Here is a 12,193-nt window from a genome sequence, read left to right as displayed (position 1 = left end):
AGGTCGCGTACTACCAACTCGCCAGTGAGCCGTCCGCGTTGCGCCAGACCGGGTTGCGCCAGCGGTGGCCGCGTTCGGCGGCGGCGCGGACCTTGTCCTCGTCGACCGTGATGCCGAGGCCGGGGGCGGTCAGGCGGTGGATGTAGCCGTCCTGGACCTCGAACGGCGAGGCGTCGGCCAGATACCCGAGCAGGCCGCTGCTGTCGCCGTAGCCGATGCCCAGGGACTGCTCCTGGATGAGGAAGTTCGGTACGGCGAAGTCGAGTTGAAGGCTCGCGGCGAGCGCGATGGGACCGAGCGGGCAGTGCGGGGCGACGAGCACGTCGTAGGCCTCGGCCATCGCGGCGATACGGCGGGTCTCCGAAATGCCGCCCGCGTGACTGATGTCGGGCTGCGCGACCGCGATGCCGGCGCCGAGGACCTCCCTGAAGTCCCAGCGGGAGAAGAGGCGTTCGCCGGTCGCGATGGGGATGGAGGTGGCACGGACGACGTCGCCGAGGTCGCGGGTGAACTCCGGGAGGACCGGTTCCTCGACGAACATCGGCAACAGCGGTTCCAGGTACGGCAGTACGCGCCTCGACATCGCTCCGCTGAAGCGGCCGTGGAAGTCCAGGGCCAGGTCGCGGTCCGGGCCGATCGCTTCCCGTACGGCGCTCACCCGGGCCACGATCGCGTCGATCGCGGCAGGGGTGGCGAGCGGCTCGAGTTGGGCGCAGGGGTTCATCTTCACGGCGGTCAGGCCCTTGGCGACCTGGCCCGCGGCCGACTCGGCGAGTTCCTCGGGAGTCTCGCCGTAGAGCCAGCCGTAGATGCGGACGCGGTCGCGGACGTGGCCGCCGAGGAGTTGGTGCACGGGGACGCCGTGGGTCTTGCCGGCGATGTCCCACAGGGCCTGGTCGATGCCGGCGAGGGCGCTGCTGAGGACCGGGCCGCCGCGGTAGAAGCCGCCCTTGGCGAGCATCTGCCAGTGTTCCTCGATGCGGGCGGGGTCCTGGCCGGTCAGGTAGTCGAACATCTCCTCGACCGCCCGGGCCGTGGTGTGGGCCTTGCCCTCCACGATGGGCTCGCCCCAGCCGGATATCCCCTCGTCGGTGTCGACGCGCAGGAAGAGCCAGCGCGGTTCGACGAGGAACAGCTCGTATCCGGTGATTTTCATGCTGCGGACCTCCGGGTCCTACGGGTATGGCGAGTACGGGTACGGAGAGGGGCAGGGAGGAGGGGGGAGGAGAGACAAGGGGGAGACAAGGGGGAGACAAGTGAGAGGCAAACAGGAAGGCCAGGGGCCTACTCCTGCGAGCTGATGCTGCGCCCGCCGTCCACGACCAGGTTCTGGCCGGTGATGAACGACGCGTCGTCGGAGCCGAGGAAGGCGACGGCGGCGGCGATGTCCTCGGGTTCGCCGAGCCGCCCGACCGGGGTACGGGCCGCCGTCTGGACCCGGTACTCGTCCGGCGCGTCGGTCCACAGACCGGTGTCCACGGCCCCGGGCACGACCGCGTTGAACCTGATCCGGCCCGCGTACTCGACCGCCAACTGCCGTACCAGCGCGCTGACTCCGCCCTTGGCCGCCGCGTACGCCGGGAAGCCGCTGAAGCCGATGACCGCGTGCACGGAGCCCGTGACGACCACCGCGCCACCGGCCGCCGAGAGCAGCGGAACGGCGGCCCGGACGCCGTAGAAGACGGAGTCGAGGGCGAGGCGGAGGTGGTTGTGCCAGGAGGTGTCGTCGAGTTCGTGGATCGCGCCGGGGAGGTTGCGACCCGCGTTGAGGTGCAGCAGGTCGAGGCGTCCCGTCCACTCCTCGACCGTCCGGATCGCCTCAGGCCAGGCCTCGGGGTTCGTGACGTCGAGCCCCAGGGGGCGGGCGTCGCCGCCCTTGGCGCGGACTTCTTCGGCCACCCGCTCGGCGCCCGCCGCGTCCACGTCGGTGACCAGCACGGACGCGCCCTCGTCGGCGAGCCGCCGGGCGGTGGCGGCCCCGATGCCGGAGGCGGCGGCGGTGAGGAGGGCGGTACGGCCAGTGAAGCGGGCGGCGGGGCGGTGGTCGGGGTGGCTGTCGGGGTGACGTCCGGGGTGGCTCTCGGGGGTGGTGCGGCTCATGGCGATCCTCTCGGCGTGACCGGCCCGTCCGGTCATCCGTCCTCGGGGGCGTCCTTCCGGGTCGGCCTACGGCTCGGGCCGACCCGTCCGGTCAGGTCGTACGGGTCCTACGGGGCGTACAAGTCCTACGGGTCCTACGGGTCCAGCCGCACTCGCGCAGCAGGGGCCTACGGGTCCTACAGGGTCAGCTCGCCCCGCCGGATCCAGGCCGTGCCGTGGACCCCCGCAATACCAACCGCGGCTCGGTCGGGACCATCACGTCCCCCGGTGGCTTGCCCTGGATCTCCGCGACCAGGGCGTCCACCGCGGCGGTGCCGAGCTCGTGCAGGGGCATCGCGACCGTGGTGAGCGGTGGGGTGAGGTAGGCGGCGACGGGGAGGTCGTCGTTGCCGACCAGGGAGATGTCCTCGGGGATGCGCAGGCCGCGCTCGTGGATGGCCCGCATCGCCCCGATGGCCTGGGCCAGCGAGCTGGTGTACAGCGCGGTGACCTGTGCTTTTCCCTCGGCGGGGGTGAGGAGTTCGAGGGCGGCGGTGGCGCCGCCCTCCTCGGTGAAGTCGCCGGAGGCGACCGGTGCCGCGGCCAGTCCCAGTGACGCGGAGTGCCGTAGGAACGCGTCCCTGCGGTCCTCGCTGGGGGTGATCCCGGAGGGGCCGGCGATATGGCCGATCACCCGGTGACCGAGTGCGTGGAGATGGTCGAGGGCGGTGACGCTGGAACGGGCCACGTCCATCGTGACGTTGCGGCCCGAGTCCTTGACGGCGCGGTTGAGGAAGACGTGCGGAACCGGGTTGCGGCTCAGGGTCTCCAGTAGGGGGTGATGGGGGCGGGCGGAGGCGATCAGCAGACCGTCGACGCGCCCTTCCTTGACCAGGTCGTTGAAGGTGTCGTCGGCCTCCTGGCCGTCGAAGTCCTCGGCGAGCAGGGAGAGATAGCCCAGTTCACGGGCGCGCTGGTAGGCACCTCGCGAAATGGTCACGTACGTCGGGTTGTTGAGGGCCGGCACCAGCAGGGCCAGGGCGTGGGTGCTGGCCCCGGCCAGGGCGCGGGCCCCGGAGTGGGGACGGTAGCCCAGGGCGGCGGCGACCTCGTGGACGCGCTGTCTGGTCTCCGGCCGGACGGACAGGTCCTGCCGTCCGTTGAGCACCTTGGACACCGTCGCCTTGGAGACTCCCGCCTCCCGTGCGACGTCCACCAGCCTTGCCCGTACGGGCTGTTCAGCCACGCGAGTCCTCCCTGCCAACGACGCTGTCGACCGCTCCGACCGTCATGCGAATCCTGCCCGACTGCCGCATTCGCCCGGGGTGTGGCGTTCGGCATGCGGTGTTGCGTTTGACCTCTTGACACCTTCTGGCGCCGCAACCTAGCGTTCGCCGAAGTCGTTGGTCAACCGGTTTCCTTGGATGGATTTCAGTGATATATCCATTCAGGCCTGGCATATCCGGCGATCCCCGCACAGCCGATGGGACTCGGTCGTCGCGGAGGATTCGCAACTCTCTGTAGTAAACCCCTGCAAGCACGACGAAATCGGCATGCGCCGATGATGGGTGAGGTGTGCAATGAAGCGCTCCGGGAGACTGCTCGCGGTCGCCACCACGGTCGCCGCCCTGGCGACATCGCTCGCCGCCTGTGGCGGCGGGTCCGACTCGACCTCGGCGGACGGAACGGTCACGCTGCACGTCGAGGCGTGGAAGGGCGGCGGCGCCGAACCGGCGAACATCGCCGAGATCAACAAGGCGTTCGAGAAGGCTCATCCGAAGATCAAGATCGACTTCAAGTACACCACCGCGGACCCGACCTACACGCAGAAGCTCCAGCCCGAGCTGCTCGGCGGCAAGGCCGGCGACGTCATCATGGTCGACGCGGACAAGATGAAGAAGTGGGGCGCCTCCGGCTACCTCGCGGACCTGTCGAACGAGTCGTGGGTCAGCTCCATATCCTCGGCGGCGAAGCCGTTCACGCAGAGCAGTGGCAAGACGCTGGCCATGCCGATGGAGCTGATCGGCATCGGTCTGTACGCCAACATGGACCTGCTGAAGAAGGCCGGGATCACCGAAGTCCCCGCCGACTGGCCGACGTTCCTCGCCGACCTCGCGAAGATCAAGAAGGCCGGGATCACGCCCATCGCGCTGCCCGACAAGTCCGCGTGGACCGGCAGTTCCATCTTCCAGGCGAGCGGTTCGACCACCGTCTACCAGAAGAACAAGCAGTGGGACGCCGACTTCCTCGCCGGCAAGGCCTCCTTCGACCCGGACTGGAAGGAGCCGCTCGACCAGCTCAAGACCCTCGGTGACAAGGGCTTCGTGAACTGGAAGAACGAGCTCGGCGTCGACGAGTGGTCGCAGGGCCCGCAGGACTTCAGCGCGGGCAAGAGCGCCTTCTGGTACCAGGGTGCCTGGCAGGTCTCCAACATCAAGAAGGCCGGTTTCCCGGTCTCGTTCGCGCCCTGGCCGGGCGGCGCCGCGGGCACGAAGCCGAACGCGATGCTGTTCTCCGGCACGGCGTGGGGCGTCAACTCCCAGTCGCAGCACGCGGATGCGGCGAAGGAGTACGTGAAGTTCTGGTCGCAGAGCGCGAATCTCTCGAAGTACCTGGACGCCGAGCACGCCGAGTCCCCGTTCACCGGTGGCACCACGCCCGACTCGACGGAGACGACCATCTTCAACACCGCCTTCAAGGAGGGCCGTTACCGGGTGCTGCCCTCCAACACCTGGTACGGATCCCAGTCGGAGACCGACACCGGCTCCAAGATCCAGGCGTTCCTGCTGGGCCAGTCCTCGGCGGCGAAGACGCTGAAGGACATCCAGACGGCGGCGTCCGCCAAGTAGCCGTATCGGTGGGGTAGTTGGGCCGTCCGGTGAGTCGAACACCGGTCGGTTGACCGAGCCGGCCGGCCCACCCCCGTCCCACCCACTCCCCCAAGGGGCCTGTCGGCCAAGGAGGTTGATCCCCCGTGTTCCACCGACGGCGTGCCACCATGGCCGCCTTCCTGCTCCCCGCGATCGCCGTGTACGCGCTCTTCGTCCTGTATCCGCTGTTCAGAGGCGTGTACTTGAGCCTCACGGACAGCGTCGGCGGCCCGATCTCCCACTTCGTCGGCATGGACGAGTACAAGGCGATGGCGGACGACTCCCAGGTCTCCGCGGCCCTGTGGCACACGGTCCTCTACGCCGTCGTGGTCGTCGTCGTGCAGAACGGCCTCGGGCTGCTCTTCGCGTCGATGCTGTTCCGCCGTCCGAGGGTCCGAAGGGCCCTGAACGTCGTCCTGTTGACCCCCACGCTGATCTCGCCGCTGATGGCCGCGTTCATCTGGTCGTACCTCTTCGCGCCGAACGGCGGCCTCAACGCGCTGCTCGACGGGGTCGGCCTGGGCAGTCTCCAGCACGTGTGGCTCGGCGATCCCTCCACCGCGCTGTACTCCGTCGCCACCGTCAACATCTGGATGTTCACCGGCTACTCGTGCGCGATCTTCCTCGCCAGCTACATGAGCATGCCGACCGAACTCCTGGAGGCCGCCGCCCTGGACGGCGCGAGCGGCTGGCGGCGCTTCCGCAGCGTCGAATGGCCGCTGCTGGCACCGGCGTTGACCGTCAACGTGACGCTCAGCCTGATCGGTTCGCTCAAGGTCTTCGAGTTCCCGCTCGTCCTGACCAACGGCGGCCCGGCCGGCGCCACCGACACCCTGACCCTGCTCGTGTACCGCAACATCTTCGGCGGCGGGAAGTTCGCCTACGGCGTCGCCATCGCGGTGCTGCTCCTGGTGACCGTGGTCGTCCTGTCCAGCGCGACCAACTCCCTGCTCAGGCTGCGCGAACGGCGCGTATGACCACGTACGGACGCCCTCAAGTACGTACGCACGCGGGGCAGTTCCCCGTCGGCACCGTTGGAATCGGACGGATCACCCCATGACCTCACCCCTCTCCGCACCGGAGATCAGCCGCCCGGCCGGGAAGCGCGACACGCCCCGGCCCCGCCCTCCGGCCCGCCCCCACACCTCCGCTCCGTGGACCCCGCGCAGGCTCGCCACCGGCCTGGGCACGGTGGTGCTCTGCCTCGGCACGGTCCTGTTCGTGCTGCCGTTCGTCTTCACGATCGTCACCTCGCTGCGCACGGCGGCGGACGTGGCGCGCTCCCCGCTGGGCATCCCGCACTCCTTCACCCTGAAGAACTTCACGCACGCCTTCAGCCAGATCCACTACGGCACCAGCACCCTCAACACCCTGCTGATCACCGGGCTTTCGTGCGTGCTCATCACCGTGCTCGGCGCACTCGCGGGCTACCCGCTGGCCCGCATCACCGCGGGCTGGTCGACGGCGGTGTACCGCCTCTTCATCCTCGGCACGTCGATCCCCGTGTTCGTCGTCGTGGCACCCCTGTACCTGCTGATGCGCGACCTGAACCTGCTGGACACGTACGCGGGCGTCGTCCTGATCTACACCGCGATCAACCTGCCGCTCGCCGTGTTCTTCTACACCAGCTTCATCCGCCAGATCCCGACCGACCTGGAGGAGGCGGCGGCCCTCGACGGCTGCGGCGCGCTGCGCACGTTCTTCGTCATCATCCTGCCGCTGCTACGGCCGGTCACCAGCACCCTGTTGACCTTCATCTCCCTGCAGATCTGGAACGACCTGCTGGTCCCGCTCGTGTTCCTCCAGGACCCGGGCAAGCGCACGGTCATGGTGAACGCGTACTCCTTCATCGACCCGCACACCGTGCAGCCGACCACCCTCTTCCCGGCCGCGCTGCTCGGCGTGCTGCCCCTCCTCGTCATCTTCATCTTCTTCCAGCGGCAGATGGTCGCCGGCATGTCGGCGGGAGCGGTCAAGTGACGGACGATCAGTCTTCTCAACGGCCGCTGCCCACCCCGCAGTTGACCAGCACCCGGGTCATGGCGATCCTCAGGTCGGCCGACGCCTCCGGGCTGCCCGCCGCGGCCCGTGCCCTCGCAGCCGGCGGGGTCACCTGCCTGGAGGTCACCCTCACCACCGCCGGTGCGCTCGACGCGATCGCCCGTATCAAGGACGAACTCGGCGCCGCGGTCTCGGTCGGCGCCGGTACGGTCCTCACCGCAGGCGACGTCCGGGACGCGCTGGCCGCAGGGGCCGAGTTCCTGGTCGCCCCCAACGTAGAACCCGACGTCATCCGTACCGCGGCCGACCAGGGCATCCCCTTCTACCCGGGAGCCTGGACGGCGACCGAGGTGACCACGGCCTGGCGGGCGGGCGCGGCGGCCGTGAAACTCTTCCCGGCCTGCACCGGAGGCCCCACCCATCTGCGCCAACTCCGCGCCCCGCTACCGGAGATACCGCTGATGGCGGTCGGCGGCGTGGACCTCGAAGCGGCCGGGCAGTACATCGCCGCCGGGGCACTCGCGGTGGGCGTCGGCTCCCCGCTGCTGCGCGACGCCGACCGGGACCCCGTCCCGGAGGCACTGAACGCCCTGACGGCACGGGCACGCGCACTGCTGGCGACGGTCAGGCCCGGCACCGGGCCCGAGGAGAAGCACCTGTGAACACCCGCAAGCCTGCCGACAGCGACGAGCCCTACCTCGTCACCGTGGGCGAGACCCTCGGCGTCCTGTCCGCCGCCGGCCCCGGCCCGCTCACCCTCGGCACCACCCTCCGCCTCGGCATCGCCGGCGCCGAGTCCAACGTGGCCATCGGCGTCAGCCGCCTGGGCGGCCGGGCCACCTGGATCGGCCGCGTGAGCGAGGACGAACTGGGCGAACTGGTCCTGCGAGAGCTGCGCGCCGAGGGCGTCACCACCCTCGCGGTCCGCGACCCGGCCCCCACCTCCCTCCTCCTGAAGGAGAAACGCACCAGCACGCACCACCGCATGCGCTACTACCGGACGGCGACGGCGGGCGTCCGCCTCGCCCCCGAGGACATCCCGGAGGAGACGTTGGCGAGGGCGGCGATCCTCCACATCACCGGCATCACACCGGCGTTGGGGGAGGGCCCGGCACGCGCGGTCCGCCGGGCGGTGGACATCGCGCGCGGCGCCGGTGTGTTGGTCTCCCTCGACATCAACTTCCGTTCGCTGCTGTGGAACGAGGACGAGGCGCGTACCGCGGTGCTGCCCCTCCTGCACGACAGCGACCTCGTGTTCGCGGGCCCGCACGAGGCCCGGCTCGCGGTACCTGACCGTCACGAACCCGAGGAACTCGCCAAGGGGATCTGCGAGTTGGGCCCGTCCGGAGCGGTGATCAAGCTGGGCGCGGAAGGCGCGTTCGCCCTCCTCGACGGCCGCCCCCACCGCCAACCGGCCCTGCCCGCCCGCGTCCACGACTCGGTCGGCGCCGGGGACGCCTTCGTCGCGGGCTACCTGGCCGAACTCCTCGCCGGCGCACCGGCGTCGGTCCGCCTCGACACGGCCGCGCGGCTGGGTGCGTTCGCGGTCGGCACGGAGGGCGACTGGGAGGGCCTGCCCCGGCGCGCCGAACTCCCCTTGCCGGACCACCACGACGACGTACTCCGCTGACACCCCCCGCTGAGGACTGAACGCCCAATGACAAGCACAAGTACAAGTACAAGTAGCGGTATCGCAAGGCAGGTTGTCGTCCTGACGGGTTCGTACACGCCGGACACGGGCGGCGAGGGCGTAGGCCTGACGGCGCTGCGTCGGACGCCCGAGGGCGGTCTTCGGGTCGTGGACGCGGTGGCGGCGAGCGGTGCCTCGTACCTCGCGGCGCACCCGACACTCCCCGTCGTCTACACGACGCACGAGTCGACGCCGGGCGCGGTGAGCGCGTTCGCGCTGCGGGAGGACGCGGCGCCGACTCCGCTGGGAGCAGCCGTGACCAGCGGCGGCGCGAACCCGTGCCACGTGTCCGTCCACCCGGGCGGCGACTTCCTCCTGACCGCCAACTACGGCACGGACACGCTCCCCGGCACGGTGGCAGTACACCGCCTGGACGGCGACGGCCGCCTCTCGGACCTCACGGACGTGGTCGAGCACAAGGGATCGGGTCCGGTGGCCGGCCGCCAGGAGGGCACCCACGCCCACCAGGTCCTCACCGACCCCGCCGGCCGCTACATCCTGGCCACCGACCTGGGCGCGGACACGGTCTTCACGTACCAACTGGACTTCGAGACCGGCAAGTTGAAGCCCGTCGCCACCTCCCAACTCCGTCCGGGCTCCGGCCCCCGCCACCTGGCCTTCACCCCGTCCGGCGACCTGGTCCTCAGCGCCGACGAACTCTCCTCCACGGTGACCTGCCACCGCTACGACGCGGAGACCGGCACCCTGCACGAACTGTCCCGGGTGCCGGCGACGGCCGTAGCGGACATCCCCAACCAGCCCGGCGGGATCGTCACTTCGGACTGCGGGCGCTACGTCTGGGTCACGAACCGGGGTGCGGACACGGTGTCCGCGTTCCGGATCGCGGGCACGGCCCTTGAGCCTCTAGGTGAGGTTCCCAGCGGGGGCAACTGGCCTCGCGGGCTTGCCTCTGCGCCCGGGCATCTGCTGGTCGCGAACCAACACAGCGGGACTGTCGCGGTGTTGGGGGTGCGGGGAGACGGAACGTTGGTGGAGGCGGGGGTGGTGGTCAGCGTGGCTTCGGTGGTGTGCGCGCTCACGGTCTGAGCGGAATCAGTCCCCGGAACCGGTGCCCCTGGCTCTGGTCCTGCGCAGGCCGTAGACCGCGGCCCCCAGGATCAGGACCGCCGTGCCGGAAATGACGGTGCTCAGGGGCAGGGCGAAGGCGAGGGTCGTGCAGCCGGTCAGGCCGGTGGCGGGGATCAGTCGGTTCGGGCGGCCCTCTTCCTGGGAGAGGGTCCAGGCGGAGGCGTTGGCGATGGCGTAGTAGGCCAGGACTCCGAAGGAGGAGAAGCCGATCGTGCCGCGTACGTCGGTGGTCGCGGCGAGCAGGGCGACGACGGCGCCGACGGCCAGTTCGGCGCGGTGCGGAACGCCGAAGCGCGGGTGGACGGCGGACAGGGCGTGGGGCAGGTGGTGGTCGCGTGCCATGGCCAGGGTGGTGCGGGAGACGCCGAGGATCAGCGCGAGCAGGGAGCCGAGCGCGGCGACCGCGCCGGCGACGCGGACGGTCGGCACCAGCCAGTCTGCGCCTGCGGCCCGCGCGGCGTCCGACAGCGGGGCGGTGGTGTCCGCCAGCCCGCCCGGGCCCAGCACGCTCAGGGCGGCGACGGCGACGAGGAGGTAGACGGTGAGGGTGATGCCGAGCGCGATCGGGATGGCGCGCGGGATGGTGCGGGCGGGGTCGCGGACCTCCTCGCCGAGGGTGGCGATGCGGGCGTAGCCGGCGAAGGCGAAGAACAGCAGGCCCGCGGCCTGGAGCACCCCGCCGACGGTGGCGTCCGGGCCGATGCCCAGCCGCGCGGTGTCCGCGTGGGCGGAGGTCAGAGTGGTGACGATCACTGCGGCGAGCACGGCCAGGACGACGGCGACGACGGCGCGGGTGAGGAGGGCGGACTTCTGCACTCCGGTGTAGTTGACCGCGGTCAGCGCCACTACGGCGGCCACCGCCACCGCGTGTGTCTGTCCGGGCCACAGGTACGCGCCGACCGTGAGGGCCATGGCCGCACAGGAGGCGGTCTTGCCGACGACGAACGCCCAGCCGGCCAGGTGGCCCCAGAAGTCGCCCAGGCGTTCGCGTCCGTACACGTAGGTACCGCCGGACCGCGGATAGAGAGCGGCCAGTCGCGCCGAGGACGTCGCGTTGCAGTAGGCCACGACCGCGGCCAGGCCCAGAGCGAGCAGCAGCCCGGAACCGGCGGCACCGGCGGCAGGGCCGAGCGCCGCGAAGATCCCGGCCCCGATCATCGAACCCAGGCCGATCACCACCGCGTCGGACACACCCAGCCGACGCTTCAGGGCGCCCGCTTCCGCCGGAGCTCCCGGGTTGTCCATCACCGATTCCCTCTCGCGCCTGTCCTCACCTGGGCGCACGGTAGCCGGGCAAGATGTCGCACCGGGGCCGCGCCAGGAGTGCCGGTGGCGGCATCGCGGCCCGAAGCCGACCCCAACACCGTCAAAGACGCCTGGACTTGACCCAGCCCACCGAGAGCACCACAACCATCCCGATCACAGCCCCGCCCGCTTCCAGCGCCGCGCGGACAGCCAGGCTGGAGCGGTCGGACACGGCCCAGTCCCGGCCGGCGTAGAGCGGTATGCCCGTCACCTGCTCCTCGTCGTACTCGAAGGCCAGACCCTCGATCTCACCCCGCCCGTGCCGTCCGCCGGGCAGACTCCAGGTGCCCCGGCACCGGTCGTTGCCCTCGCAGTGCACATACCCGTCCGTGATCGTCCGGTGGCCGTCGACGAACCGGTAGGCGTTCCTCGCGGCGAACCACAGCGGCAGCGTGAGCGCGCACAGGCACACGACCAGCACCACCCGCTGCCACCACTTGAGCCCTGTCATCGGCGCAGGAATCGGCCGGGAAGACGCCGCCGGAGAAGGTAGTGCGCCGGGACGAGCGTGAGCCAGAACCACATCGCCGCCTCCGTGTTGACGAAGGCCAGCGGGATGGACACGCCGAACACCAGGACGCTGGCGGCGAGTTGGGCGGTGAAGCGGCGGCGGGCCACCGCGGCGGGTGATTCGGGCGAGGGGTGCACCCGGTGTTGGGTGAGCAGCAGCAGGGTCGCGTGCACGGCGTGGATCGCGGCCATGGCACTCGCGTAGAGGGCCACGGCATCGGGTTGCGAGGCGTACTCGGCCAGCAACCCGGTGGGGAACGGCAGCAGCGCGACCAGGCCGAGGCCGAGCAGGACCAGGCGGGTGACCACGATCGTCTCCGTGGGCAGCGAGGTCAGGATGCGGCGGTGGTCACGCCAGAACCCGGCGATGAGGGTGAAGCTCAGGGCGAAGGCGCCGAGACTGGGCAGCGCGTCGTTCAGGGCCTTGTGGAACGCGGCGGCGTCCAGATGCCCCGGGACCGTGACATTGATGACGAGCAGTGTCATCGCGATGGCGTATATACCGTCGGACAGAGCGATCAGGCGCGTCACGCTCGGGGCCTTCTCGTGCGGGACGTTCTCGTGCGGGTCGGTAGGGGTGTCTGCCCCTGCCACTGGCTCCGTTGGCTCCGTCATGCCGATGACAGTAGGGCGTCGCGACCCCGGCACT

General features: G+C 70.5%; 12 protein-coding genes. 6 read left to right on the top strand and 6 right to left on the bottom strand.

What is annotated here, in order from left to right:
* Positions 1–10: 10 nt before the first annotated feature.
* From dgoD to OO70_RS09695, 3 genes are all read right to left on the bottom strand, one after another.
* The gene (dgoD, locus tag OO70_RS09705; RefSeq protein WP_043667058.1) at positions 11–1,156 is read right to left on the bottom strand and encodes a galactonate dehydratase; all 1,146 of its coding nucleotides are present in this window, start codon (positions 1,154–1,156) and stop codon (positions 11–13) included.
* A gap of 128 nt (positions 1,157–1,284) precedes the next feature.
* The gene (locus tag OO70_RS09700; protein ID WP_234336803.1) at positions 1,285–2,100 is read right to left on the bottom strand and encodes an SDR family NAD(P)-dependent oxidoreductase; all 816 of its coding nucleotides are present in this window, start codon (positions 2,098–2,100) and stop codon (positions 1,285–1,287) included.
* A gap of 184 nt (positions 2,101–2,284) precedes the next feature.
* Entirely contained in the window at positions 2,285–3,325 is a 1,041-nt protein-coding gene (locus OO70_RS09695) for a LacI family DNA-binding transcriptional regulator (RefSeq protein WP_043667051.1), read from the bottom strand.
* A 334-nt stretch (positions 3,326–3,659) separates the two neighbouring features.
* Between OO70_RS09695 and OO70_RS09690 the strand changes: the two genes are divergently transcribed.
* The 6 genes from OO70_RS09690 (at position 3,660) to OO70_RS09665 (ending at position 9,687) form a co-directional block, all read left to right on the top strand.
* Positions 3,660–4,928: an ABC transporter substrate-binding protein gene (locus OO70_RS09690; RefSeq protein WP_043667047.1), complete on the top strand. Its 1,269-nt coding sequence runs from the start codon at positions 3,660–3,662 to the stop codon at positions 4,926–4,928.
* A 125-nt stretch (positions 4,929–5,053) separates the two neighbouring features.
* On the top strand, positions 5,054–5,926 hold the full coding sequence (locus tag OO70_RS09685; protein ID WP_043667046.1) for a carbohydrate ABC transporter permease: 873 nt from the start codon (positions 5,054–5,056) through the stop codon (positions 5,924–5,926).
* 79 nt (positions 5,927–6,005) lie between these two features.
* The gene (locus OO70_RS09680; RefSeq protein WP_043667045.1) at positions 6,006–6,929 is read left to right on the top strand and encodes a carbohydrate ABC transporter permease; all 924 of its coding nucleotides are present in this window, start codon (positions 6,006–6,008) and stop codon (positions 6,927–6,929) included.
* On the top strand, positions 6,926–7,612 hold the full coding sequence (locus OO70_RS09675) for a bifunctional 4-hydroxy-2-oxoglutarate aldolase/2-dehydro-3-deoxy-phosphogluconate aldolase (RefSeq protein WP_078651323.1): 687 nt from the start codon (positions 6,926–6,928) through the stop codon (positions 7,610–7,612). The genes OO70_RS09680 and OO70_RS09675 overlap by 4 nt, the downstream gene beginning before the upstream one ends.
* On the top strand, positions 7,609–8,580 hold the full coding sequence (locus OO70_RS09670) for a sugar kinase (protein WP_051741012.1): 972 nt from the start codon (positions 7,609–7,611) through the stop codon (positions 8,578–8,580). Before OO70_RS09675 ends, OO70_RS09670 begins: the two co-directional genes overlap by 4 nt.
* 27 nt (positions 8,581–8,607) lie before the next feature.
* On the top strand, positions 8,608–9,687 hold the full coding sequence (locus OO70_RS09665; protein WP_043667043.1) for a lactonase family protein: 1,080 nt from the start codon (positions 8,608–8,610) through the stop codon (positions 9,685–9,687).
* Positions 9,688–9,693: 6 nt separating this feature from the next.
* Here OO70_RS09665 and OO70_RS09660 read toward each other — a convergent pair whose 3' ends face one another.
* From OO70_RS09660 to OO70_RS09650, 3 genes are all read right to left on the bottom strand, one after another.
* Positions 9,694–10,974, bottom strand: coding sequence for an APC family permease (locus OO70_RS09660; protein WP_043667041.1), 1,281 nt, complete (start codon positions 10,972–10,974; stop codon positions 9,694–9,696).
* Positions 10,975–11,095: 121 nt separating this feature from the next.
* The gene (locus tag OO70_RS09655; RefSeq protein WP_063749700.1) at positions 11,096–11,485 is read right to left on the bottom strand and encodes a hypothetical protein; all 390 of its coding nucleotides are present in this window, start codon (positions 11,483–11,485) and stop codon (positions 11,096–11,098) included.
* Positions 11,482–12,159 (bottom strand): TMEM175 family protein, encoded by a 678-nt coding sequence (locus tag OO70_RS09650; RefSeq protein ID WP_051741009.1) that lies wholly within the window; start codon positions 12,157–12,159, stop codon positions 11,482–11,484. Before OO70_RS09650 ends, OO70_RS09655 begins: the two co-directional genes overlap by 4 nt.
* Positions 12,160–12,193: the final 34 nt, after the last annotated feature.

Origin of the sequence: Streptomyces xylophagus (assembly GCF_000716435.1) — a bacterium.
GTDB classification, from domain to species: Bacteria; Actinomycetota; Actinomycetes; order Streptomycetales; family Streptomycetaceae; genus Streptomyces; species Streptomyces xylophagus.
This window is presented reverse-complemented; position numbering and strand designations above follow the sequence as displayed.

What these genes read in the sequence shown, in the direction of transcription:
- dgoD (WP_043667058.1), bottom strand. Translation starts at nt 1,156, where the DNA reads ATGAAAATCACCGGATACGAGCTGTTCCTCGTCGAACCGCGCTGGCTC.
- OO70_RS09700 (WP_234336803.1), bottom strand. Translation starts at nt 2,100, where the DNA reads ATGAGCCGCACCACCCCCGAGAGCCACCCCGGACGTCACCCCGACAGC.
- OO70_RS09690 (WP_043667047.1), top strand. Translation starts at nt 3,660, where the DNA reads ATGAAGCGCTCCGGGAGACTGCTCGCGGTCGCCACCACGGTCGCCGCC.
- OO70_RS09680 (WP_043667045.1), top strand. Translation starts at nt 6,006, where the DNA reads ATGACCTCACCCCTCTCCGCACCGGAGATCAGCCGCCCGGCCGGGAAG.
- OO70_RS09665 (WP_043667043.1), top strand. Translation starts at nt 8,608, where the DNA reads ATGACAAGCACAAGTACAAGTACAAGTAGCGGTATCGCAAGGCAGGTT.
- OO70_RS09660 (WP_043667041.1), bottom strand. Translation starts at nt 10,974, where the DNA reads ATGGACAACCCGGGAGCTCCGGCGGAAGCGGGCGCCCTGAAGCGTCGG.
- OO70_RS09655 (WP_063749700.1), bottom strand. Translation starts at nt 11,485, where the DNA reads ATGACAGGGCTCAAGTGGTGGCAGCGGGTGGTGCTGGTCGTGTGCCTG.
- OO70_RS09650 (WP_051741009.1), bottom strand. Translation starts at nt 12,159, where the DNA reads ATGACGGAGCCAACGGAGCCAGTGGCAGGGGCAGACACCCCTACCGAC.